At 61.5% G+C, this 22347-nt stretch carries 23 protein-coding genes; 9 read left to right on the forward strand and 14 right to left on the reverse strand.

The features are described 5' to 3' along the window. Positions 1-347 precede the first annotated feature (347 nt). Complete coding sequence (locus AFIDRAFT_RS19925) at positions 348-497, forward strand: hypothetical protein (protein WP_009336971.1); 150 nt, start codon at positions 348-350, stop codon at positions 495-497. 1045 nt (positions 498-1542) lie between these two features. Here the strand turns inward: AFIDRAFT_RS19925 and dksA are convergent. Further along, positions 1543-1908, reverse strand: coding sequence for an RNA polymerase-binding protein DksA (gene dksA, locus AFIDRAFT_RS00545; RefSeq protein ID WP_002715155.1), 366 nt, complete (start codon positions 1906-1908; stop codon positions 1543-1545). A 284-nt stretch (positions 1909-2192) separates the two neighbouring features. Continuing rightward, positions 2193-2603, reverse strand: a complete 411-nt coding sequence (locus AFIDRAFT_RS00550; protein WP_009336973.1) for a flagellar assembly protein FliX — start codon at positions 2601-2603, stop codon at positions 2193-2195. Between the two features lie 305 nt (positions 2604-2908). Between AFIDRAFT_RS00550 and AFIDRAFT_RS00555 the strand changes: the two genes are divergently transcribed. The 4 genes from AFIDRAFT_RS00555 (at position 2909) to AFIDRAFT_RS00570 (ending at position 5394) form a co-directional block, all read left to right on the forward strand. Then, the gene (locus AFIDRAFT_RS00555) at positions 2909-4018 is read left to right on the forward strand and encodes a flagellar basal body P-ring protein FlgI (RefSeq protein WP_009336974.1); all 1110 of its coding nucleotides are present in this window, start codon (positions 2909-2911) and stop codon (positions 4016-4018) included. Then, positions 4018-4344 carry a flagellar assembly peptidoglycan hydrolase FlgJ gene (flgJ, locus tag AFIDRAFT_RS00560; RefSeq protein WP_009336975.1) on the forward strand — a complete coding sequence of 109 codons (327 nt, stop codon included), beginning with the start codon at positions 4018-4020 and terminating at the stop codon, positions 4342-4344. The genes AFIDRAFT_RS00555 and flgJ overlap by 1 nt, the downstream gene beginning before the upstream one ends. Before the next feature lie 15 nt (positions 4345-4359). Beyond that, positions 4360-4851 (forward strand): hypothetical protein, encoded by a 492-nt coding sequence (locus AFIDRAFT_RS00565; RefSeq protein ID WP_009336976.1) that lies wholly within the window; start codon positions 4360-4362, stop codon positions 4849-4851. Between the two features lie 177 nt (positions 4852-5028). Next, positions 5029-5394 carry a hypothetical protein gene (locus tag AFIDRAFT_RS00570; RefSeq protein WP_009336977.1) on the forward strand — a complete coding sequence of 122 codons (366 nt, stop codon included), beginning with the start codon at positions 5029-5031 and terminating at the stop codon, positions 5392-5394. A gap of 84 nt (positions 5395-5478) precedes the next feature. Here AFIDRAFT_RS00570 and AFIDRAFT_RS00575 read toward each other — a convergent pair whose 3' ends face one another. From AFIDRAFT_RS00575 to AFIDRAFT_RS00590, 4 genes are all read right to left on the reverse strand, one after another. Next, complete coding sequence (locus AFIDRAFT_RS00575) at positions 5479-5853, reverse strand: hypothetical protein (protein ID WP_009336978.1); 375 nt, start codon at positions 5851-5853, stop codon at positions 5479-5481. A gap of 20 nt (positions 5854-5873) precedes the next feature. Then, positions 5874-6239 carry a flagellar biosynthesis regulator FlaF gene (flaF, locus tag AFIDRAFT_RS00580; RefSeq protein ID WP_009336980.1) on the reverse strand — a complete coding sequence of 122 codons (366 nt, stop codon included), beginning with the start codon at positions 6237-6239 and terminating at the stop codon, positions 5874-5876. 42 nt (positions 6240-6281) lie between these two features. Further along, positions 6282-8183, reverse strand: a complete 1902-nt coding sequence (locus AFIDRAFT_RS00585; protein WP_245258095.1) for a tetratricopeptide repeat protein — start codon at positions 8181-8183, stop codon at positions 6282-6284. 103 nt (positions 8184-8286) lie between these two features. Next, positions 8287-9906: a flagellin N-terminal helical domain-containing protein gene (locus AFIDRAFT_RS00590; RefSeq protein WP_009336984.1), complete on the reverse strand. Its 1620-nt coding sequence runs from the start codon at positions 9904-9906 to the stop codon at positions 8287-8289. A gap of 382 nt (positions 9907-10288) precedes the next feature. On the opposite strand from AFIDRAFT_RS00590, the gene flbT reads away from it, so the two are divergent. Next, entirely contained in the window at positions 10289-10714 is a 426-nt protein-coding gene (gene flbT, locus AFIDRAFT_RS00595) for a flagellar biosynthesis repressor FlbT (RefSeq protein WP_009336986.1), read from the forward strand. Between the two features lie 78 nt (positions 10715-10792). Here the strand turns inward: flbT and AFIDRAFT_RS00600 are convergent, their stop codons facing one another. The 6 genes from AFIDRAFT_RS00600 to AFIDRAFT_RS00625 form a co-directional block, all read right to left on the reverse strand. Continuing rightward, positions 10793-12340 (reverse strand): hypothetical protein, encoded by a 1548-nt coding sequence (locus tag AFIDRAFT_RS00600; RefSeq protein WP_009336988.1) that lies wholly within the window; start codon positions 12338-12340, stop codon positions 10793-10795. A gap of 7 nt (positions 12341-12347) precedes the next feature. Beyond that, on the reverse strand, positions 12348-14210 hold the full coding sequence (gene flgK, locus AFIDRAFT_RS00605) for a flagellar hook-associated protein FlgK (protein WP_040297677.1): 1863 nt from the start codon (positions 14208-14210) through the stop codon (positions 12348-12350). Between the two features lie 205 nt (positions 14211-14415). Further along, a complete protein-coding gene (locus tag AFIDRAFT_RS00610; RefSeq protein WP_009336993.1) occupies positions 14416-16230 on the reverse strand; it encodes a flagellar hook-basal body complex protein in 1815 nt (604 codons plus the stop codon). 354 nt (positions 16231-16584) lie between these two features. Further along, complete coding sequence (arsB, locus tag AFIDRAFT_RS00615) at positions 16585-17628, reverse strand: ACR3 family arsenite efflux transporter (protein WP_009336995.1); 1044 nt, start codon at positions 17626-17628, stop codon at positions 16585-16587. Positions 17629-17631: 3 nt separating this feature from the next. Next, complete coding sequence (locus tag AFIDRAFT_RS00620) at positions 17632-18159, reverse strand: arsenate reductase ArsC (RefSeq protein WP_009336997.1); 528 nt, start codon at positions 18157-18159, stop codon at positions 17632-17634. Positions 18160-18166: 7 nt separating this feature from the next. Continuing rightward, positions 18167-18532, reverse strand: coding sequence for an ArsR/SmtB family transcription factor (locus AFIDRAFT_RS00625; RefSeq protein WP_009336999.1), 366 nt, complete (start codon positions 18530-18532; stop codon positions 18167-18169). 47 nt (positions 18533-18579) lie between these two features. On the opposite strand from AFIDRAFT_RS00625, the gene AFIDRAFT_RS00630 reads away from it, so the two are divergent. Continuing rightward, positions 18580-19077: a DUF6428 family protein gene (locus tag AFIDRAFT_RS00630; protein ID WP_009337001.1), complete on the forward strand. Its 498-nt coding sequence runs from the start codon at positions 18580-18582 to the stop codon at positions 19075-19077. A 4-nt stretch (positions 19078-19081) separates the two neighbouring features. Here AFIDRAFT_RS00630 and msrB read toward each other — a convergent pair whose 3' ends face one another. Together msrB and AFIDRAFT_RS00640 are read right to left on the reverse strand one after the other, a co-directional pair. Next, a complete protein-coding gene (msrB, locus tag AFIDRAFT_RS00635; RefSeq protein ID WP_009337003.1) occupies positions 19082-19582 on the reverse strand; it encodes a peptide-methionine (R)-S-oxide reductase MsrB in 501 nt (166 codons plus the stop codon). A 220-nt stretch (positions 19583-19802) separates the two neighbouring features. Then, positions 19803-21209, reverse strand: a complete 1407-nt coding sequence (locus tag AFIDRAFT_RS00640; RefSeq protein ID WP_009337004.1) for an NAD(P)/FAD-dependent oxidoreductase — start codon at positions 21207-21209, stop codon at positions 19803-19805. 85 nt (positions 21210-21294) lie between these two features. Here AFIDRAFT_RS00640 and AFIDRAFT_RS00645 point away from each other — a divergent pair, with 85 nt between their 5' ends. After that, positions 21295-21825, forward strand: a complete 531-nt coding sequence (locus tag AFIDRAFT_RS00645; protein ID WP_009337005.1) for a SixA phosphatase family protein — start codon at positions 21295-21297, stop codon at positions 21823-21825. Positions 21826-21895: 70 nt separating this feature from the next. Next, entirely contained in the window at positions 21896-22330 is a 435-nt protein-coding gene (locus tag AFIDRAFT_RS00650) for a hypothetical protein (RefSeq protein WP_009337006.1), read from the forward strand. Positions 22331-22347 lie beyond the last annotated feature (17 nt).

Raw genomic sequence — 22347 nt, forward strand, 5'->3', positions numbered from 1 at the left:
TGAAAAAGCTATTGTTAGCCGTAGGATTCATTTCAGTGATGACGGTGCCGTCCATAGCAGCGCCGCAGGACTATTCAATCGTTCCAAACGCGCCCCGTTCAGCATCCTCAATGGATCGGTCGCGCGATCCAGCGGGCGTTACGACGGGATCGTATTATGAGGGGCTGCGGTCGGGCCGCTATCGCCACTCGCGAGCGTATTACCGCAGGCACCATCATCACCATCATTATCGCTACTGGTAATAAGAAAAAGCCCGCCGCTCCGAGCATTGAGGGCGGGCTTAATGCTGGACTCCGGCTCTCATTGAGCGCAGCGTGGCGCCACCGTCCCCCGCCCAGGAGGCTGCGATGGAAGAGTTCCTCCATACGGAGAATCTCAAGCTTTACCGAAAGGTGCTTGATGAGACGACCGACGAGGTCAAGCGCAAATCCGTTGCCGAATTGATCCGCAACGAACTCGCAAAAGAGCCGAAACCGACAAATCCAAAAGATAATTGAAACGCGCCAGATGATGGACGCGGAAGGTGCGGCCACGCCGAGCCATAGAAAAAAGCCCGCCGCCGGAGGCATCCGGGGCGGGCCTGAGTCCGGGAGGTGTGGACGTAACCCGGTGCACGGCGGGAAGTTCAATTCGGCATGAAGCCGAATGCGGCCAGCATCAACAGCACCCCGGCAATCGCGATGCGCGCCTGGGGCCACCTGCCGTCTGATTATTGCTTTGGGCAATCTTGAGCGCACCAAGATCCGGCCTGTGTTTTTCTATCACGAACGGTCGGTTGGTATTCCGCGCATGGAAAGCCGCGATCGAGAAAGCTGGCATTTCCTATTTGGCTTTCCAGCTGTCGCCACGGATTCACAACAGCGATGCTTCATGCGGGCGTCGATCCGGTTACGACAGCCAAGCGCGGCGGCTGGAAAAGCGTTCGGGGGCACGTCTTTGACACATACGGACATGCAGCCGAAGACGCCACGATCACTGGCATCATGGCTGACACAAATTCGACACAGCGAAAATCTCAGCAGCCAAGAAGCAAGCTAAAGAAACGCGCTTCTTGAATTAGCATCGCCCCCCCTGGCGAAGGCCGCGACCGTTTCGTGGGGCATAGACATAATTCAACGGCGGGATGGAACGTGATCGCCGTTGTCGCCTTGGTTAGCGATAACCGAAGGAGAGCGCGTGATGTCGGGCTACAATCAAGAAAGCCAAGGCAGGCAGACTCCCAGGGGTCATGAAACCCACCCTCAGAGTACCGGACACCCTCCGCCAATGTCAGGCCAGAAGGAAAGCAAAGATCATTTGGATAGCAAGACGCAAGAACAACTGCGGAAGGATAATGTTCTGAACGAGGAGAAGGGCCTCATACACCAGCTTCCGGGTGGCGAAAGCGGTTAGGCCTGACCCGACATAAACCCATCGCCAGCGTCATCAGCCACGGAACGCAAGGCGCGCCGTAGCGCGCGAGTTCCTAAGCAAAGAACATCAACAAAAAGGCGCGCCCGGCATTCCGCCGCGCGCGCCTGTTTCGGGATCGGGCTTTCAGCCCTATTCGTCGCGATAGACTTTTTCGCGCTTCTCGTGGCGTTCCTGCGCCTCGACCGACAGCGTCGCGATCGGCCGCGCTTCGAGCCGCTTCAAGGAGATCGGCTCGCCGGTCTCCTCGCAATAACCGTAGGTATTGTCCTCGATGCGCTGGATCGCGGCATCGATCTTGGAAATCAGCTTGCGCTGGCGATCGCGGGCACGCAGTTCGATGGCGCGATCGGTTTCCGACGATGCACGATCGGCAAGATCGGGGTGATTGACGTTTTCTTCCTGCAACTGCTGAAGCGTGGTCTTTGCCTCGCGCAGGATTTCTTCCTTCCAGGCGAGAAGTTTGGCGCGGAAGTATTCGCGCTGCCGTTCATTCATGAACGGCTCCTTCTCCGACGGTTTATAGGCCTTCACTTTTTCCAACACCGATTCTCATCCCCAGCCAGGGCGATCCGGGTCGCCGGGCGGTGCTTATATAGCGGCGATCCATGACAGACAATACAGGGAAATGCCCCGGCCTGGGCTATGCCCCCGTTAACTGCGGAACTGGGGATAGAATTGCCAAAAATGCCTGCAGAACAGGTATTTTGGCGAAAAAACAGGAACTCTCGCCGGGTGCCGCCAGAGCGTTTCCGCCGCCTTTTGGAGCCTGCCGCGCTATTTCACCGCGCAGCTTTAGCGATCTCGACCTCGACGCGCAGTTCGATCTCCGACAGGACCTGATCGAGCCCCGCATCTCCCGAGCTCATCTTCAAGTCGGTCGCCGCTCCGCGCAGCCGGTTGACCATGGCGGAGTCCAGCGTCCCCGACAGCATCCCGATCTTGAGGTCGTCGAGCAGATCGAGCGCGCTCTTGCCGCGCGCGACGGAGCGCCTACGGCGCTGGGTCGGGTCTTCCTCGATGCCCTGAAGCGCCAGCAGCGCATCGATGCCGGTGGCCGCGCGCGGCGCGGTTGCGGCGCGTGTCTCGGTCGCCGTCGTCAGTTCGTCGAGCGTAAAGCCGCCCGTGCTTGTCCGCCGCGCGCCCGAGGCGGGCGCTCCGAAAGTGGTGCCGTTGGGTCCGTTGATTCGCATGATCGTCTCGCTCGGCCGGTGGCCTAGTTGCTGTGCAACTTCTCAGCCCGACGAAGGGACACACGAGCTATGGCGGCAGAGTTGCGCCCTCATGGTTAAGAATTCCTAAACGACCCGGCAGAATTTGCCGGTCCGGCAAGTTCGGAGCACCCGCACCGGGCCCGAAACTCGTACCCGGCTGGAAAAACCAAGCAATTTCAAAGCGCCATATTCGCCGGAAACTGGCACGGCTCTCGCAAGACACTTCCCGGTTCTCCTGTGGGAGCGGGCGGACCAGTGAGACAGAACCTCAGCGGGGAGCGAGGATGGTTCGGCTATTTCAGGCGCTGTGCGGAGCGGCCATCGCGGTCTTGATCGCGATCGCGCCAGCCTATGCGACATCGCGCATCAAGGATCTCGCCAATATCGAAGGCGTGCGCCAGAACCAGTTGATCGGTTACGGCCTCGTCGTCGGCCTGAACGGCACCGGCGACACCCTCAACAACATCCCCTTCACCAAGCAATCGCTGCAGGCGATGCTGGAACGCATGGGCGTCAACATTCGCGGCGCCACGATCCGCACCGGCAACGTCGCCGCCGTGATGGTGACCGGCAACCTGCCCGCCTTCGCGACGCAAGGCACGCGGATGGACGTCACCGTCTCGGCGATGGGCGACGCCAAGAGCCTGCAAGGCGGCACCCTGCTCGTCACCCCCCTGCTCGGCGCCGACGGCAACGTCTACGCGGTCGCGCAAGGCTCGCTTGCGATCGGCGGCTTCCAGGCGGAAGGCCAGGCGGCCAGCGTCACCAAGGGCGTGCCCACCAACGGGCGTATCGCCAATGGCGCGCTGGTCGAGCGCGAGATCGAGTTCGCGCTCAACAAGCTTCCCAACGTCCGCCTTGCGTTGCGCAACAGCGATTTCACCACAGCCAAGCGCATCGCCGCCGCCGTCAATGACTATCTCGGCGACAAGATCGCGGAGCCTGTCGATCCCTCCACGGTGCAGCTCAGCATCCCCGCGGAGTTCAAGGGCAACGTCGTCGCACTCCTGACAGAGATCGAGCAGTTGCAGGTCGAGCCGGACATGGGCGCCAAGATCGTGATCGACGAACGCTCGGGCATCATCGTCATGGGCCGCGACGTGCGGGTGAACACCGTCGCCGTGGCGCAAGGCAACCTCACCGTGACGATTTCGGAAAGCCCGCAGGTCAGCCAGCCCAATGCGTTCGCCAACGGGCGAACCGTGGTCACGCCCAACACCAGTGTCGGTGTTCGGGAAGACGGCAAGAAGCTCGCGCTCGTGAAGGACGGCGTCTCGTTGCAGCAACTCGTCGATGGCCTCAACGGATTGGGCATCGGGCCGCGCGACATGATCAGCATCCTGCAGGCGATCAAGGCCGCAGGCGCGATCCAGGCCGACATCGAGGTGATGTGATGAACGCATCATCCTCCATCCCGCTCGTCAACGGCCGCCCCGATCCGGTATTCGCCCAGGCGCTGGCAAAAGTCTCGCCGGAAAATCAGGCCAAGGCCAAAACCAAGGCGGAAGATTTCGAGGCGGTGTTCCTCAACTCGATGTTCTCGCAGATGATGTCGGGCGTGAAAGGCGAAGGCCCGTTCGGCGACACGCAGAGCACCGGGGTCTGGCGCTCGATGATGGTCGATCAGTACGCCCGCTCATTCGCAAAAGCCGGCGGCATCGGCATCGGCAATGAAGTCTACCGCATGTTGATCACGCAACAGGCCAACAAGGCGGCTTAGCGCCGGGAGTTTCAGATGAACGCCGAGCTTTCCCAAACCCCCGCTCCCGCACCGATCGTCCCGGCATCGACACCGGCCGACGCGCGGCGGCTCGCGGACGGATTGATGAACATCATGGCGAGCCTGCTCGACATCGTCGAGCGGGAAACGGAACTGGTGCGCGCGGGCAAGGTTCGCGAGGCGATAATGCTCGAGGCCAAGAAGGGCGAAGCCTCGCGCGATTACATGCGCGCCGTGTCCGAGATCAAGCACAGCGCCGCCTATCTCAAGCGCTCGACGCCGGACCTGCTGGCGGCGCTGCATCGCCACCACGATACGTTCCGCGCCATGTTGCAGATCAACCTCACCGTGCTCGCCACCGCGCACGCGGTCTCGGAAGGCATCATTCGCGGCGTGAACGGCGAAATCCAGCGCCGCCGCAATCCGCAAGGTTATACCGCCGCCGGTCAGCGCGCCGCGCCGAACCATCGCTACGCCGCGCCGCTCACGGTCAGCCGCTCGCTCTAATCCCCTCCCCGTCATTCCCGCACAAGCGGGAATCCGCAATGCCGCTCTCGTTTTACGCGCGAACGAGACAATTCGATTTAAATTGCGACGCGCGTCCTAGCGCTGCCTTCAGACTTCCTGTTCCAAAGTGCTCCGCAAAGGAAAGCACTTTGACTCACAGGAGGCCAGGAGGCTGCCATGAGCACGGATTTCAGCATCAGGCCGGTGGGAGCATCGGTTGTGACGCCTGCTGTCGTGCAGCAGGTGCCTGACGCTGCGAAGTCGGCCGTTCCGACGCAACTCAATTCGGACAAGGCCGTGATCGCGGCGTCGAACGTCCAGACCAACAGTTCGGACCCGCGCGCCAACACCAGTCTCGGCCATCAGATCATGATCGATCGGGCGGCCGCCGAAGTCGTTTATCAGGTGGTGGACAACCGCACCAACGTCGTCGTCAATCAGTACCCTGATGAGACGCGGTTGCGGGCGCGGGCTTATCTGCGCGCGCAGGACGAAGCCAAGGAAGAAAAAAAAGCTCAACGCCACGCCGACCGCCAGGCATAAAGGCGGAGATCCATCCAAACAAAACAGGCCGCAGGATTTCCTGCGGCCTGTTTTTTGTCTCTGCTTTCAAACCCAATAAAGGCTTCAGCTCATCGTGGCGTAGGCCGTCTCGAGCGTCTGCGCGCCGGTCGCGGCATTGGTCATTACGGTCTTGACCTGGGCCTTGCCCGTGTCAGTCAGGGTGAACTTCGAATCCCCGAACTTGAACGAGTTGTCCTTGATCAAAACGTCCTGATATTTCAGCGTTGCACCGCTCTGGTAGCGGACCTTAGCGCGGAAACCATCCACGTTCGAAATCTGGATCGTGAATTTGGTGTTGTCCGCATAGGCTCCAGTCCATGAGCCTTGATACAGGCTCGCATCGACCGGAACGTAAGGCGTGCTCGAATTCGCCAGACCCGCGATGTTGCTGCCGACGGTGACGTAGTTTGACGAGATGATGCTGTAGATGTCGGCCACAGGCGTCTCTCTCGCTGCGATCAGGCGCGGCCGGACAGGCCGGCGGCGAGGTTGCAGTTGATCTCGATCAGCGGCTTGAGCAATTCCGGCTTCGGTGCGATCTGCATTTCCGCCGTCTGCGACAGAACGAACGTGCCGATATTGGCGATGTTCTGACGGATCTCGATGCTCTGCGGGCTCTCGTCGCTGGTGACCGCGCTGAGCAGGATCGACCAGAGCTTGCGGTTGAACAGCAATGCGCCGGAAACGTCCGTGCCCGCCTTGCCCCAATTGCTCATCACGTCCTGAAGCTGGCGCGCGGCCTTGAGCAGCGCCTGAGCCTCGATTTCGCGCGGAGAAGACGTGGTTTGAGCAACACGGGCGTAAGCGTTGGCGGCGTTCGACATCGAGGATCCCAACCTTGGTTATCTCTGTTAAAATGTGTAAACTTAATGGCTTAAAATAAGATTACTGGTGCTCTGACACTCTTCCGTTTTCGCTTGAAATGAAGGCTTCGGAAACGAAGGAATCCTCTGCAGGGCAACACGTACGTTATCGATCACAGCAGACCAATCTCGCGCTGCATCCTGCCGGAATAACCGCGCGCTTGGATACCAGGGAGAGTCCTGCCGATCGAGCAGCCAGCGCCAGTCGGGCGTATAGGGCAACAACACCCATACCGGACAGCCGAGTGCACCGGCGAGATGCACGACGCTGGTATCGACGCTCACCACCACATCAAGACACGACAGCAACGCTGCTGTATCCGTGAAATTTTCGACTTCGCTGCCGAGATCGAGCACCTGCGGATGTTGCGCCATCGCAAGGCGGTCTACTGGGCGGATATCCTTTTGCAGGCTGACAAAAGTCATCGGCAGACCAAGCAATGGAGCAAGCTGCGCGAATGCGATCGAACGGCGGTGATCGTTGGCATGATTGGGATTACCCGACCACACCAGCCCGACGCGCGGCGTATGCGTTCCGGCAAGCCGCTCCCGCCATCGTTCATGGTCAAGCTCGGGGCGGAGATATGGAACATCGGAGGGAATGTTGTCGGCAGTCGTCCTGAACGCGAGCGGCAGACTCGACAGCGGACAATGCATGTCGAAGGCAGGCAGCGGTTCGTCCTTTCCGAGGCACTGCGCGACTCCTTCGATATCCTTCAGCACGTCCTTGAGCAGCGGCTCGACATACAGGATCACACGCGCGCCCTTGGCCGCCACCATCGTCGCATAGCGCGAGAAGTGAATCGCGTCACCGAGTCCCTGATCACTGTGCAGCAGGATGGTTTTGCCCGCGATTGGTTCCTCACCGAGCCACAGCGGCTCGCTGTATCCCGGATCACGCAACTTCAGCGCCGGGCATTTCCAGCGCCATTCGTTCTTTTGCCAGCCCAAGGCATAATCGCCGAGCAGCAACCGATGGAGGCCTTCGTTCCAATGCGCTTCGGCATACTGCGGGTTGATCGTCAGCGCGGCATCGAGATCGAGCGCCGCTTCCTCAAAACGATGCAACTCGTCGAACGTCGCGGATCGATTGAGCAGCACTTCGGGGCGCTCGGAATCGAGCGACAGCGCATGCGCGAAACTTGCAAGCGCTTCATCGAAGCGGTCAAGACGATGCAGCGTGCTCCCGCAGATATTGAACGCCTCGACGTAAGTCGGGTCCACCCTCTTGGCCTGCTCGACGCTTGCGAGCGCTTCGTCGAAGCGCTTCAGCGCGAACAACACCGTGCTCCGGCGGCATAGCGCCTCGACATTGTCCGGCTTGATCGCAAGCGCCTCATTGAAAGCCGCAAGAGCCTCGGCGTGGCGCTCGAATGTCTGCAAGACTTTCGCGCGCTGGTGATGGGCGCTCGCATAGAACGGGTCGATCCCGATCGCGCGTGTGTAACAGGTGAGCGCCTCATCAGGCTTTCCCTGCCCGAGCAGCACATTACCGTAGTCATGGAAGGCCGCCGCGAAACCCGGATTGAGCGCAATCGCCCGGCGATAGGCATCGGCGGCGCCATCGAGATCCCCGAGGCGACTCAAGCCTGTGCCGAAATTCCCGAAATATTCGGCATTGGTGCCATTGAGGGCGATGGCGCGGCGGATCAGCTCGACCCCCTGCGCCAACCGGCCGGTCTGCATGAAAACCACACCGATCAGATGCAGGGCATCGGGCTGCTGGCGCTGCCCGCCAAGTGCCTGACGATAATAACCTTCGGCCTCGGCCAGACGGCCGATCTGATGACTTGCGATGCCGAGTTGCAATGCGGCCGCGGGTTGAAGAGCGCCCGACGTATTCGATTTGGCGGCGGCTCGGCGCTGCTGGCGGTTCATCGGCGCGGTTTCGCTCGCGATCCTCAAGGGGCTGTCGAAACCGAAACTGCGGCCTTTATGGTTAATGGTGGGTTAAAAAAAGAAGGCGGGGTTTCCCCCGCCTTCGATTCTGTTTGGCTGTTCGCTTCGCTTAGCGGAGCAGCTGCAGCACGCTCTGCTGCGACTGGTTGGCGAGAGCGAGCGCGGACACCGCGATCGACTGGCGGGTCGACAGCGCCTGGCTGTTCGCCGCTTCCTCGTTGGTGTCGGCCAGAGTGAGGTTCGACGAACCGGTCTGCAGCACGTTGATCAGGTTCTTCGAGAAGTCCTGACGGATCTGCACGATCGAGAGGTTCGAACCCAAAGCCGAAGCTTCGGTGCGCAGCGTGGAGCTGGCCTTGTCGAGGCTCGAGATCACGGAGTTCGCCGACGAGTTGTCGAGGAAGTCCGTGCCCGCGGTCAGCGACGAGAGGCCAAGGCCGGCGGCGTTGAAGGTCACGCCCTGGATCTTCAGGGTGGACTTGCCCGTCTCGTTGAAGGTCAACTTGAGCTGATCGCCATTGAGCAGGTTGACGCCGTTGAACGACGAGTCCTGGGAGGTCGAGGTGATCTGATCCAGGATGTTGTTGTACTGCGACACCAGGTTCGCACGGACCGCGAGGGCCGAAGCGTCCTGGATCGGAGCGCCACCGGTAGCAGCGGTGCCGCCGGTGGAAGCGTTCTCAAACGCCTTGCCAGCGCCAGCCGCAGTGCCGGTCACGGTGCCGATGGCGGACGAAGCCGCATCGTTCGTGGTCGTGATCGTCAGCTTGCCGCTGGAGTCGATCGTGGCGAGCAGGTTGTCAGCCGACAGCTTGGCGTTCAAGTCGTTGAGGGACTTGACCGTACCGCCGGTGCCGTCACCAAAGGTGATGGTGGTCGCGGTGCCGGTGCCGACGGCGCCGAACGACAACGTCAAGCCGCCGACCGGGGTCGTCGTTCCACGAGGGGTCGTTGCGGTGCTAAGACCGAACGCGCTCAGTGCGGTGCCGCCGAGTTGGAGATCGGCGTCCGTGCCGGTGCTGACCTGCAACTGGCCACCCGCGATCGAGGACGCGGTGGCCGCTCCGGTGATGGTGTCGATCGAGGACAGAACGTCACCGACGGTGAGCGTGCTGCCGGCGCCGACGCCGATCGTCACGTTGCCGCTGCCATCCGTGGTCTTGGTGGTCTGCGCCGTCGAGAAGGTGATGGTCTTGCCGTTGACGGTGATCGTGCTGCCGTCGGCAGGTGTCGTCGCCAGGGTATCCGAGGTCGCCGCGCTGACCAGCTTGGTCGCGGTGGTGATCGCAGCCGGCGTGGCGAGGTTGTTGTTCACAACCGAACCGGTCACCTGGGCGTTCACGTAGGAAGACGTGCCGCGCAGATCGTCAGCAGTCGCGCCGGTGATCGTCGCCGAGATGCTCGACTTGGTCGAGTAGCCGACGGTCGCCTGCAGCGCCTGGTTGGCGACGGACTTCGCGGAATCGACCAGCTTCTGCAGCGAGGTGATGCCGGTGTTGGCGGCCTGAAGGACCTGCACGCCGTTGCCGATGCCGTCGAGGAGGTTGCTGATGTCGCTCGCGCGGTTGTCGAGAGAAGCAGCGGTGAAATAGTTGGTCGGGTTGTCGAGCGCAGTGTTGACCTTCTTGCCGGTGGCAAGGCGGTTCTGCGTCGTGGACAACAGGTCTGCGGTCGACTGAAGCGACAGCAGGTTCTGGCGGACTGACGCCGAGAGAACGATATCTGACATTGTACTAACCTTTCTGGTAAGAGCACGTCGTGTGTGAGCGTGACGCCACCCCTTCTAAGGGCGGCGTTCCCGACAGACTGAAACCAACAGTCTAAAAAAACGTGAATGAAGCGCGGCCAATTGCGCGAAAAGTCATTGGTAAATGGGCATTAAACATTGGCGACCCGTTGCTTTCACAAACAGAAACCGGCGCCTTTGCTCAAATTGGCTCCGCGCAATGCGGTATCGTTTACGCCCCGTTAACCATGATCGGCAAAGGATTGGTACGAACGCGGCAGCCGCGGCATTCATGCCTCGCACCGCCGATTTGAAGTCCTGCATCACTTTCGCCCCCCGTTACAGGGCTTCACATCGAAAGCGGATCGAGTAGCCGGAGGACACCATGGCTCTAAAGGTCGAATTGAAGCCGCACGAAAAGATCATCATCGGCTCCTGCGTCATCACCAATACCGACCAGCGCGCCAAACTGCTGATCGAAGGCGAACGGGTTCCGATCTTGCGTGAAAAAGACATTCTGACTCCGGAAACCGCCGACACCCCGGCGAAGCTGCTCTATCTGGCCGTGCAACTGATGTATGTGGCGCGCGATCCGCAGGACCATCATCCGGTCTATTTCGACCTGATGCGCGATCTCCTCAGCGCGATGCCAAGCTCCGTCGAGATCATCCAGGAGATCAATAACCACATTTTAAGCGGCGACTATTACAAGGCGCTCAAGGAATCGCGAAAGCTGATCGCGCACGAGGCGGCACTTCTCGCCAAGGCTCGCCACAACGCCTCGGCTTCACCACTTCAAGGCGCCGCCTGACGACCTGCACACGGTCATGAAAAAAAGGGCTTCCAGAAGGAAGCCCTTTTTCATTTGCGGGGTGATGGCTGATGGCCGTCAACCGACAGGCAGGTATTTCACCAGGCTGAGCTGATAGAGCGATGCAGTGGTCTGGTACGAAGCCTGAAGGCTGGTCTGCAACGCGAGGATCTTCGCGGCCACCTCGTCGTCGTTGACGCCCTGAATCTGATCCAGCATCGTCTGCGCCATCGACGTCGTCTGCGTCTGCCTTGTACTGGCCGATTTCGTCGCCGACTGAGCGCCCGCGAACTGGGCTTCGATGTCCTCGACCGAGGTCGTGCCGGGCTGCACCGCAAGGTTCGCGTTGACCCGCTCGTTCAGTGCCGAGATCTGCGCATTGGCGAGATTCTGGCCGTTCGGATCATTCGGATCGACCGTCGTCGTCACCGCCGCATACACGGCCATATTCTGCAGCAGGTTACGGAAAGCGCTTTCGTTCGCCGTCGCGCCGTAGCTCACGGAAACCGAACCATCCACCTGTGCGACTGCGGTATTACGTGCATCGGCATCGGGATTGCCCAATTGTTCGCCGGTGTACCACTGTACGGTCGTGGCCGAACCATCGACCAGTGTGGTGGCGGTCGGCGAGACCGGCGAACCGCCGCCGACGCGCTGCGGTGGATTGTCGAAGAAATTCTGTCCGGCAGCCATCGCGGAGGCGGCCACCATCGGTCCCTTCACCAGTGTCTGGATCGAGGAATCGAGCGCGCTTTTCATGTTGGTCGCCGTGACCGTCGGGTCGGCGTCGATGGTGAAGCTGCCGTCCGGCGCGGGCGACGCCGTGGTCGCGGTGAGCTGCACCGTCTCCGTGGTCTGGTCCGGCAGCGTGAACGTGAAGGTGACGGTGTCGCCTTCCTTCGGTGTCGCGGCATTCAGATCGATCGTTTCGGAGGATGGCGTCGGAGGCCCCGCGGTCGCAGGCTGCGTCACCACAGCGCCATTGATCGACGTCGAGATGCGGCTAAGTTTCAGTCCGAAAGGCGAGGGATTGGCGTCTTCGCCAACCGTCACCACGCCGGGCGTGGTGGTGGCATCGGTCGTGAGGCGACCCATGTTGCCGGTGCCCTGATCGGCGATCAGCCGATCGGCAATCACCGCCTTCAAACCGTCCTTGCCGTCGGCGCCGTTGAGAATATCGTCGGCCGCCGCCGTGGAGGGCGTGTCGGTCGCGCGGCCGGAGAACAGATAACGGTCACCCGACTGCGTGTTGAGAAGCGAGATCGCCTGCGTGAAGGACGCATAGCCGATCTGCTGGCCCGAGGTCTGGCCGTTGGCGTTGAGAACCTGCGACGCGCCGGTGGCCGCCGATTGCACCTGCGTGCGCATATCGACAAGACCCTGCAGCGACAGGTTGGCGACATTGATGCGCGTCGTCACGTTGGTCTGCGTGTTCTGGTAGCCGGACAGCATCGAAATCTGCGAGCGCAGGCCGGTCGCGAATGCGCTGTCCAGGCCGAGACCGGAATAGGTCGTGGATTTCTTGCCGCTCGCCAGTTGCTGCGTCAGCGTATCGAGCTGCGTCTTGATGTTAAGCAGCGAGCTGCCGAGATAGGATGTCCGTCCGCTTACGCCTTCAATAGTCATTGCAGCCTCACACCGATTGCAGCAGCGAGTCGAACATGTCCTTGACCGTGGACATCACGCGGGCATTCGCCGAATAGGCGTTCTGCAATGCCAGCAGATGCGCCATTTCATCGTCGATATTCACGCCGGAAGACGAGTTCAGCTTATTCTGCAACGTCGAGAGCACGACATTCTGGCCGTCGGCCAGTTGCTGGGCGGAGGAAGCCGCCTGCCCCTGCATCGTGGTGAACTGTTGCAGGAAGCTCAGCATCGTGCCCTTAAAGGGCGTCGCATTCGAACCGATCCCGGTCTGCGGCGATACGTAGTAAGAGCTGTTCGTCAACTGCGAGAGAATGAAGTCGGACCGCGTGGTGTCGCCGGACTGCGTCCCCGAGCCGTACACAATCATCCGCGACGGATCGGCGAGCAGAAGGTTGTTGACGCTGATCCGTCCCGCAAGGCCCGTCTGCTGCGAGCCGGTCGCGGTGATTGCGCCCGTATATGGCACGCCATTATCGACGAACAGCGGCAACTGCGGATTGCCGCTCGTCAGATTCGTCATGGTGATCGTCGAGGACGCGGAATTGACCACCGCGGTGCCGCCTGCATCACCGCTGATCTGCAGCGTCTGTCCGCCCGAACTGGAGAATTGCAAACCCCTGTCGCCGAGCAACGCGGTCAACTGCGTGAGCGCCGGTCCCATGCCCTGAGAGAAGTCGACGCCGAAAACCTCGTCGTTGGGATTGTTGGTGGCGCTGTTCTTCAGCGGCAGCACCGAAGGATCGTTGACCTGCACCAGCGTGATGGTGTGGCTCTTGTTCGCCGTATCCGTATAGGTGAACTGGACGTTGTTGCCGTTCTGCAATCCGGTCAGATCGAGCGAGAACGTGTTGGGCGAGCCGCCATTCCCAGTGGAGTCGGTCGTGACCTTGTCCGACAGCGCGCTCGCCATCGAGGCCGCCAACTGGTCGATCTGCGCCTGCGCCTGCACCAGCGTCTGGTCGCGCAGTTGAAGGTTCGCCGCGATCGAGCCGGAGCGGATCGAATTGGTCGCAATGAGATCGATATCGCCGCCATGCGGGAAAGTCAGCGTCAGCGTGCCGAGCGTGCTTTTCGACGGATCGGAATTCCACGTTGTATTGGGCGTGACCGTGCCCTGCGCGTCGAACGTGATCTTCGCCGCTTCACTGCCGACGAGTTGCACGCCGGAATTGGTGAACACCGTGACCTGATTGCGGTCATTGGTGAGGACGCGAATGTCCATCAACTGCGACAACTGCGTGATGTACTGGTCGCGCTGATCGAGCAGCGAGGCGGCCGCAGCGTCGTCGCCGGTGGTCCCGAGCAACTGATTGTTGATGGTCGCGATCTGCTGCATCGCGTTGTTTGCAGCATCGACCGAACTCTTGATCGAAGACTCAGCATCGGCGCGCAGCGACTGGATGCCCGCCGAGGTCGAATTCAGCATCTGCGCGAGCGACTGCGCGGCATTCACCGCCGTCGAGCGCGCCGCCGGCGAATCCGAACTGGTGGACAGCGCCTGCAGCGCAGCCGTCAACTGGTTGAACGCCGCCTCCAGCGTCGTATCCGAACTGGGATCGCCGTAGATGCCCTGCAGCCGCTGCAAAGCGGCCGATAGCGTGCTGGCATAAGACGCGCCCGAGGTTTCGGTGAGAACCTGCTTCTGGACATAAACGTCCAGCTCACGGTTCACGCCGGTGACGGAAACACCGGCGCTTCCCGTTCCCGTGGTGGTTTGGACCTGATTGACGGTCTTGCGAACATAGCCCGGCGTCTCGATGTTGGCGACATTCGAGGAGACGAGCGAGAGCGCAGCCTGGTTCGCACGCAGACCGGACATCGCGGTAGCAAGAGCTTGTGTCAGACCCATAACTAACTGCCCATCTCAGCTACGAACGCGCGGAATATGCGCGCTAGTGGTCCGATTCCAACATTCGCATCCATTCTCAGCAGCCTCTCTTGCGAATGTTGAAATCCATGGACCACCAGCAATTATAAGTTTCTAGTGGAGTTTTGGATTTGACATTCGCTTTACGAACTCGCTGCCAGGGTGAGCGAATGTCAAATCCTCTCCACTAGCGCAGGACGTTCAGGAGATCCTGAACCATCTGGTTCGACGTGGTGATGACCTTGGTGTTCGCCGAGTAAGCCTGCTGCGTGACGATCAGCTTGGTGAACTCGTCGGCGATGTCGGTGTTGGAGCCTTCCAGCGAGGAGCCGACGATGGTACCGCCCTTGCCGAACAACGCCTGGCCGGATTCATCGGTCACCTCGAATGCGCCGCCGTCGACGCGCTTGAGGAAGTTCGGGCCGTTGAAGGTCGCGAGCGTGATCGCGGCGAGGTCGATGTTGCGGCCGTTGGAGTAGTTGCCGACGACGCGGCCGTTGTTGGAGATCGACACCGTCTGCAACTGACCGGCGGGGAAGCCGTCGTTCTGGATCTGGTTGACCTGCACGTTGCCGTTGGCGTCGGCGAACTGCGTCAGGCCGGTCGCGCCGAAATTCATCGTCACGTCGCCGAGCGCGATGCCGCCGATGGTGGCGTTGGTCAGCGTCACCGAGGGCACCGCCGGATTCATCTGGCCGTTGGCGCCGAAGGTGAAGTTCACGCCGACGTTCTGCCAGGCAACATCTGTACCGGTTGCATTTGGGTTGGTCTGGTAAAACAGGTTCCAGACGTCGCTATGTCCGGCGCCGAGGCTCGCGCTGTCGGTTTTCGCCCAGCGAAGCTGCAAACTGACCGGCGCGCCGGATACGTCGTAAGCGGTGGTCGCGCCGCCCGACACCGATTCGTCGATGAAATTCTGCGAATCCGATCCGATCACCGTGCCGGTGCCCGCGGTGCCGCCGCCAGTACGTGAAGCTGTCACCGTCGCGGTGGAGAAACCCAGCGCGGCAAACGCCGCAGCATTGCTGCTGGTGACGGTGAGGTTATTGGCGAGGCCAGTGTTCAGAGTGATCACGCCGCCGCTGACCGACGAAGGATTGGTCGTGTTTCCATTCGCCGCATCAATCTTGGCAAGCAAATCTGCAATGGTCCCATCGACTGGAATATGCGTGGCATCGTCGAGACCGCCTGAAGCAGTAAACGTGATCGTGGTTGTGCCATTGACGGTGATGGTATTACCGGCAGTGAAATCGGTGGCGATCGAATCGGTGTTGGTGGCACCCGAAAGCAAGGTGGCCGAAGTGATCTGCGTGGCCGTCGTCAGCTTGCTGTTCTGCACCGAGCCGTTCTTCGAACCATTGATGTAAGGCTGCGCGGGCGTGCCGACGATCAGCGGGTTCGCGGTGAAGTCGCCGACGTTGAGGAGTTCGGAGCCCGGCACCGATGTATCGTGCTTGGTGGTGAGCGGATAGCTCGCGAGGTTGGCGCGGTAGGTCACCGTCGTCGTCGGCTGCGCGGGCAGGAAGTCGTTGCCGAACTTCAGCACCGTCGGCACGCTGCCGGTGACGTTGCCGGTGGTCGGGTCGATCGGGATGCCTTCGAGGTAGTAGCCCGCGCCGTTGACGAGGTAGCCGTTCTTGTCGAGCGTGAAGTCACCGCGGCGAGTGTAACGATCAACGCCGTCGAACACCGGGTTGTTGTCGGTGAAGCTGCCGGGCTTCTGCACGGCGAAGAAGCCGTCGCCGTTGATCGCCATGTAGGTCGCGACCGAGGCGGCCTGCACGTCGCCCTGCACCGTGTTGGTTTCGCGCGAGCTCGAGCTGACGCTGCCGGCGAGCTGCGCGTTCGCACCCGTGTCCGGGATCAGGTCGAGGAAGCTCGTGTCGATGCGCTTGAAGGCGGTGGTCTGCGAGTTAGCGATGTTGCCGGAGATGTTCTCCAGGGCATAGGACTGAGAGCGCAGGCCTGCGACGGAGGTGGTGAGAGCGCCGAAAATACCCATTACTATCGTCTCCAGCTTCGAAATCCGGGCGGCCAGCCGGGTGCCGAAAAAAGCCGCATTCGAAGAAGGAGTCGCAAGCCTCGTGCCAAAGAAAAAAGCGAGGCTTGGTAATGAGTTATGAAAACGCCCCGGCCAGAATACCGGGGCGCTCTTGCCTATCCCCGGCAAGAATTGCCGCACGCATCAATCGAAAGATGCCGATCGATCGGGAATATCCGGGCGCCCTGCCTGCAACCTTATCTGCGGCCTCTGAGCGAGGTGACATCTGCTTGAACCGAGTAGCCCGGCATTTCAGGCGCTATTGTTCGGCCTGAAATATTTTCGTACGGCCATGTCGCGCGATGGTCCGAATTTTTATGACCGGGACTCTCGCGCCAGTCCTGCTCCGGCATCGTACCAGGATCGCGACGCCGTCACGATCTTAACGACCGACAGCATCACCGGCACTTCCACCAGCACACCGACAACAGTGGCGAGCGCCGCGCCCGAACTGAGCCCGAACAGGCTGATCGCCGCAGCGACCGCCAGTTCGAAGAAGTTACTCGCTCCAATAAGCGCGCTTGGCGCGGCCACGCACCATGCAACGCCCAGCCTCCGGCTCAGGAGATAGGCGATACCCGCGTTGAGGTAGACCTGAATCAGAATGGGCACGGCCAGTAGCGCGATCACGAGCGGCTGAGACAATATCTGCTGACCCTGAAACGCGAACAGCAGAACCAGCGTCGCGAGCAAGGCGACCAGCGAGACGGGTTGAAGCGTCCGCAGCGTCTGCTCCAGACGTCCCGGACGTCCGATGATGGATCGCCGCCAGCCCTGAGCGATCACCACCGGAATGACGATATAAAGGCCGACCGACAACAGGAGCGTGCTCCATGGCACCGTAATGGACGCAACGCCCAGCAAGAGGCCGACGAGCGGAGCGAACAGAAAGATCATAATCACATCGTTCAGCGCCACCTGGCTCAGCGTGTAGTGCGGCTCGCCATTGCAAAGATTCGACCAGACGAAGACCATCGCCGTGCAGGGTGCCGCCGCAAGCAGGATAAGCCCGGCGATATAGGATGAGATTTGCGAGGCCGGCAGCAGCGGCGCGAACCAGTGGCCGATAAAGAGTGAAGCCAGCAGCGCCATCGAAAACGGTTTGACCGCCCAGTTCACAAGCAGCGTGACACCGATGCCGCGCCAGTGCTGACGCACTTCCCCAATCGCCATGAAGTCGATTTTGAGGAGCATTGGAATAATCATCAGCCAGATCAGCACCGCCACCGGCAGGTTGACCTTGGCGACTTCCGCGCCAGCAATTGCTTCAAACAGCCCGGGGAAGAAATGCCCAAGAGCAATCCCAAGCACGATGCACAGAGCGACCCACAGCGAAAGATAACGCTCGAACACGCTCATGATTCAGGCCACATCGTTTTGACGCGACGTGCTGCCCTCGATTTTTCCAATCTCGTTGAGCTTCGTCTTCAGCGATAATTTATCGATGCTTGCGAGAGGCAGGCTCATAAACGCCTCGATCCGCTTCTTCATGAAGCCGAACGCGACAACAAAAGCCGTGCGTCTTGCGAATTCGGTCCCGACGACCTTGGCGGGGTCTTCAATGCCCCAGTGCGCCGTCGCCGGGTGGCCCGGCCAAACGGGGCAAGCCTCACCGGCGGCGTTGTCGCAAACGGTAAAGACAAAATCCATCACCGGAGCATCAGGCTGGGCGAACTCCAGCCATGTCTTCGAGCGAAGCCCCTCGGTGGGGTAGCCGAAATTCTCCAACGTCTGAACGGCGAGCGGATTGACGTGGCCATTCGGCGTGCTTCCAGCCGAGAACGCACGGAACCGTCCCTGCCCGTCCTTCCTCAGGATCGATTCGGCGAGAATGGAGCGGGCACTGTTGCCGGTGCAGAGAAACAGGGCGTTGTATATTCGATCGGTCATGTGAGCCTCACGCGCGTTCTTTTCGCCGGGTCTTTTTGCTGGCGGGCGTACAGCACGCGCTGGCCAGCAGGGGATCGCAGATTTCGGGGTGACCGCTGCAGCAATCCTTCATCAGGAAGGCGATCAGGCCGCGAAGCGTCTCGAAGTTTGCGGAATAAATGATGGAGCGGGCTTCCCGCCGCGAACTCACAAGACCTGCGTGTTCGAGGTCCTTCAGGTGAAACGACACGTTGGATGCGGCGACGCCGGCGCTTTCGGCAATCGAGCCGGCCGCCATGCCCAGGGGCCCTGCCTTGACCAACATGCGGATGATCGCAAGGCGCGTGTCTTGCGCCAGCGCACCGAACGCGGAGATCGCTTGACGTTGATCCATTGACGATCCTATATTTCAACAATTATCAAAATAACGAGGTACAGCAAATGTCCGAGCCTGGCAAGCCTGTTTTTCCCACCGACGAAATTCCGCTGGATTCGCTGCTGGGGACGCTGGAGGCGCATAAGGAAAAGGCGCTGGTCTTCCACTATGACGAGCGGGACGTGCGCCCGAGCTACCATGTGACCGAAGTGAAGACGGGTGCCTTCAATGCGCTCGATTGCGGCGCGAATCCTGAAAGCTGGCAGGAAACCTTCATCCAGCTATGGGACATCGTGGAAGACAATCGCGGTCACATGCCGGTCGGCAAGTTTCTGGCGATCATGAACAAGGTCGCTCAGAGCGTCCCATTCCCCCGAGACGCCAAACTGACCTTTGAGGTCAGTGACGGAGTTCGGCCGATGCAGCTTTACAAGGCCGATACGGTCATCATGGATGGGAATATCGTGCGTGTTCCGCTTTCGCCGCGCCCATCAAGCTGCAAACCGCGCGACCGATGGCTGGAAGAACAAAAGGCATCGTGCTGCACTTCCAAAAGCGCTTGATCGCTTAGGACGCCGATGGCGTGGCCGGTTTGAAGTTCAGCGCGAGACCATCCATGCAGTAGCGCAGGCCGGTCGGCTTCGGGCCGTCATTGAAGACGTGACCGAGATGCCCGCCGCAGCGGCTGCAATGCACCGCCGTGCGCACCATGAAGTAGCTGCGGTCAGTGGTGGTGCCAACGGCGTTCGGCAGATGATCGTAGAAGCTCGGCCAGCCGGTGCCGCTTTCGAATTTTGTCTCGGAGGCGAACAGCGCCTGATCGCAACCCGCGCAGGCGAACGTCCCCTTGCGATGCTCATTGTTGAGCGGGCTCGAAAAGGCGGGTTCTGTGCCTTCCTCGCGCAGGATGTGGTACTGCGCGGGCGTGAGCTGGCGCTTCCACTCTTCCGGAGTCTTTTCGACCGCGAATTTACCGGCCGCCTTTTCTGCCCGGGCCTTGCCCGAAAATGAAAACCAGCCTGCCGCAAGCCCCGCTGCCGTGGACAAAAGAACGCGCCGGTCGATCATGGCGATACCTCCGTAAGTGTGCCGTTTGTCCAAGGTACGAACCGGCCTCCCCGGCGTTACGTTCCAGCGGCAAATTTTCTACCCCGGCCGGAGCGTTTCCAAGCGAAGCATGCCCTCAGGGCTTGCCCCAAGGAAGGATGGTGCGGCCTCTAGTGTGGTGGTTCAGAAGTTCGCTTCATTTTCTCCACGAGTTCCTCAAGCGAACTTCGGATTCGGGGCACTAGCGCCGGTCCGACCCGAAGTCCTGCGACACCCGCTCGGTGCGCGCCAGCACCGCCGCGATCCGTGCGCTGCGGCGCTCCTCGCGAAGCCTCTCGCGCGCCGCCGCCCGTTCGCGCCAGCGCGCCAGCGCGCCGACAGCCGCGGAACGTCCGCGCGACAATCCATCGGCGAACTGGCCGACCACGCGGCCCGCCTTGCCTCCGGCCCAGACCAATTCGAACGGCGAGAACAGCCGCCAGCGGTCGTCGCCTTCTGTAATGCCTGCTGCGATCAGGCGTCCCGCCATCGCGCTGGTGTTCAGTCCCTGCCGGCCGAAGCCGCTCGCAACCCACAGCCCCGGCCGCAACTCTCCGATCTGCGGCATGCCGTGCACGGTCTGGCCGAACGCGCTCGAGAACACGCGTTCGATCCTCGCTTGCGCAAGCTGCGGAAAGACCGTCGCGATCCGGCGGCGGATCAGGCGGCCGAACCGCGCCGGCTTACCGCGCCATGTCGTCTCCGGGCTCGACCACAGCAGGCGGTCACCATCGACGATGCGGAAATGATCGATGCCGTCATCGTCGAGTACCGAACCGCGATAGGCGATCACCTCATTGAGAAGATCGCCGAGCGGTTCGGTCACCGCCGCGTAGCGCCACAGCGGCATCAAGGTGGAGGCAAGACGCAGCGCCGGCGTGCCGATATGGACGTTGCCCGCCAGCACGATCTGCCCGGCGCGCAGCCTGGCCGAGGGCGTGACGATGCGCTTGCGGATGCCCGCTGAATCGATGTTGATGACCGGCGTGTTTTCGAAGATGCGCACGCCCGCCTCTTCCGCAAGCTTCGCCAACGCGCGCAGATAGCGCGCACCGTCGATCTGAAACGCTCTGGGAAAATGCAGCGCATGAAAATAGCGGCGCGTCCGCAGCGCATCGCGCACTTGTTCGATCTGCCAGCCTTCGACCGCGGTGCCGAACTCGCCGCCGATGGTCTGCAGCCAGCCGATCAGCCGCTCGCCCACGTCGGTGGTGGAGACCTCGAGCGCGCCGGGTGTCATCGCGATATCCGGCACGGAGGTGGCGATGGTGTCGCGGATATAGTCGCCGCCCTCTTCCGCCAGCTTCCACAAGTCGCGCGCATGCGCAATGCCGACCCGCGCGATCAGATCATCGATCGGCACGCCATAGCCCGGCAGCACCGAGCCGAGATTGTGGCCGGAGGCGGCCCAGCCGACCTGCTGGCCTTCCAGTACCGCGACGCTCATGCCACGCCGCGCGGCTTCCCGCGCCGCCGTCAGCCCCGCGAGACCACCGCCAACGACGCAAATATCGACATCGAGGTCGAGCGACAATGCCGCGCGCGGCTCCGCCGCAGGCAAATCGCCCCAAAGGGCGTGGACAGGCGTCTCGGACGGAGGAATTGTCATTGGATTTATTTAGCGGCGGACGCCATGCTTGTCACGATGGGCCCTCACCAGACACCACCCATTATCTGCCACCCCCGGGAGACCAATGCGCCATTTAATCCTGCTGCGCCATGCCAAGACCGAACGCGATTCCGCGAGTGGCGAGGACTACGACCGCCGCCTCGATGAGCGCGGCCAACTGGATAGCGCGCTGACAGGCGCCTGGCTTTCCAGCCAGCCGGTGACGCCGGAGCTCGCGCTGGTGTCCGCCGCCGTCCGCGCGCGCGAGACATGGGACATCATCGCACCATACCTCCCCGGCTGCCGCGCCGAATTTCAGGATGCGCTCTATCTTTCGAATCCGTTGCAGATCTTCAAGGCGATCCGCCGCGCTCCGGATTCCATCACCACGCTGCTCGTGCTCGGCCACAATCCCGGCCTGCACGAACTCGCATGGAATCTGATTGGCGAAGCGCCGGCCGCCGAACATACCGCACTCGCCCACAACCTGCCGACCTGCGGCGCCGTGGTGTTCGATTGCCCGGTTTCCTCGTGGTCGAATCTCGGATTGCAGACCAACACGCTGCGGGAGTTCATGACACCCAAACAGCTCAAGGCCGAGAGCGACGCGCCCTAGGCGGCAATCCCGCGCGCTTGCCTGTCTGCATGCGCCATCCTACAACCGCGCAAACGGAACGATCCACGCCATGCCCGGCACGCCCTACTTCTCTCCCCGCCTCATCCTCGGCGCCGCCGCGATGTTCGGCATGCTGCTGGCGCTCGGCGTCCACATTCTCGGCCAGCGCTTCGGTCTCGATCTCGGCGATCTATGGGGCGCATCCAGCAACGGCGTCATTCCCGCAACCGCCGCCATCGCCTGGTGGCTGATCGCGGCGGTGGCCTTCGTCGGCGGATACGTCACGGCGTCGCTGTTATTCAGCGCGGTATCAGGCCATCTGCCGCGCCGATTGCAGCATGCGCTGATCGCGGGCGGGCTGCTTCTCCTGATCGCGGCCGGTCAGGCTGCCTCCGGCCCGAGCGCGGTGCCGACGTTGCACGGACTCTATAACGGCATTATCGCCTTGCTGCTGGGTGCAGCGATGGCGTTCGCGGGCGCCCATTTCGCGCTGGCCCGGCATTAAAAAAACGCCACGCAATG

The organism is Afipia sp. 1NLS2 (assembly GCF_000178995.1).
Classification (GTDB): Bacteria; Pseudomonadota; Alphaproteobacteria; order Rhizobiales; family Xanthobacteraceae; genus Afipia.

Excerpts from the sequence above, each read along its gene's own strand:
- AFIDRAFT_RS19925 (WP_009336971.1), top strand. The coding sequence starts at position 348 with ATGGAAGAGTTCCTCCATACGGAGAATCTCAAGCTTTACCGAAAGGTG.
- dksA (WP_002715155.1), bottom strand. The coding sequence starts at position 1,908 with ATGAATGAACGGCAGCGCGAATACTTCCGCGCCAAACTTCTCGCCTGG.
- AFIDRAFT_RS00550 (WP_009336973.1), bottom strand. The coding sequence starts at position 2,603 with ATGCGAATCAACGGACCCAACGGCACCACTTTCGGAGCGCCCGCCTCG.
- AFIDRAFT_RS00555 (WP_009336974.1), top strand. The coding sequence starts at position 2,909 with ATGGTTCGGCTATTTCAGGCGCTGTGCGGAGCGGCCATCGCGGTCTTG.
- flgJ (WP_009336975.1), top strand. The coding sequence starts at position 4,018 with ATGAACGCATCATCCTCCATCCCGCTCGTCAACGGCCGCCCCGATCCG.
- AFIDRAFT_RS00565 (WP_009336976.1), top strand. The coding sequence starts at position 4,360 with ATGAACGCCGAGCTTTCCCAAACCCCCGCTCCCGCACCGATCGTCCCG.
- AFIDRAFT_RS00570 (WP_009336977.1), top strand. The coding sequence starts at position 5,029 with ATGAGCACGGATTTCAGCATCAGGCCGGTGGGAGCATCGGTTGTGACG.
- flaF (WP_009336980.1), bottom strand. The coding sequence starts at position 6,239 with ATGTCGAACGCCGCCAACGCTTACGCCCGTGTTGCTCAAACCACGTCT.
- AFIDRAFT_RS00590 (WP_009336984.1), bottom strand. The coding sequence starts at position 9,906 with ATGTCAGATATCGTTCTCTCGGCGTCAGTCCGCCAGAACCTGCTGTCG.
- flbT (WP_009336986.1), top strand. The coding sequence starts at position 10,289 with ATGGCTCTAAAGGTCGAATTGAAGCCGCACGAAAAGATCATCATCGGC.
- AFIDRAFT_RS00600 (WP_009336988.1), bottom strand. The coding sequence starts at position 12,340 with ATGACTATTGAAGGCGTAAGCGGACGGACATCCTATCTCGGCAGCTCG.
- flgK (WP_040297677.1), bottom strand. The coding sequence starts at position 14,210 with ATGGGTCTGACACAAGCTCTTGCTACCGCGATGTCCGGTCTGCGTGCG.
- AFIDRAFT_RS00610 (WP_009336993.1), bottom strand. The coding sequence starts at position 16,230 with ATGGGTATTTTCGGCGCTCTCACCACCTCCGTCGCAGGCCTGCGCTCT.
- arsB (WP_009336995.1), bottom strand. The coding sequence starts at position 17,628 with ATGAGCGTGTTCGAGCGTTATCTTTCGCTGTGGGTCGCTCTGTGCATC.
- AFIDRAFT_RS00620 (WP_009336997.1), bottom strand. The coding sequence starts at position 18,159 with ATGACCGATCGAATATACAACGCCCTGTTTCTCTGCACCGGCAACAGT.
- AFIDRAFT_RS00625 (WP_009336999.1), bottom strand. The coding sequence starts at position 18,532 with ATGGATCAACGTCAAGCGATCTCCGCGTTCGGTGCGCTGGCGCAAGAC.
- AFIDRAFT_RS00630 (WP_009337001.1), top strand. The coding sequence starts at position 18,580 with ATGTCCGAGCCTGGCAAGCCTGTTTTTCCCACCGACGAAATTCCGCTG.
- msrB (WP_009337003.1), bottom strand. The coding sequence starts at position 19,582 with ATGATCGACCGGCGCGTTCTTTTGTCCACGGCAGCGGGGCTTGCGGCA.
- AFIDRAFT_RS00640 (WP_009337004.1), bottom strand. The coding sequence starts at position 21,209 with ATGACAATTCCTCCGTCCGAGACGCCTGTCCACGCCCTTTGGGGCGAT.
- AFIDRAFT_RS00645 (WP_009337005.1), top strand. The coding sequence starts at position 21,295 with ATGCGCCATTTAATCCTGCTGCGCCATGCCAAGACCGAACGCGATTCC.
- AFIDRAFT_RS00650 (WP_009337006.1), top strand. The coding sequence starts at position 21,896 with ATGCCCGGCACGCCCTACTTCTCTCCCCGCCTCATCCTCGGCGCCGCC.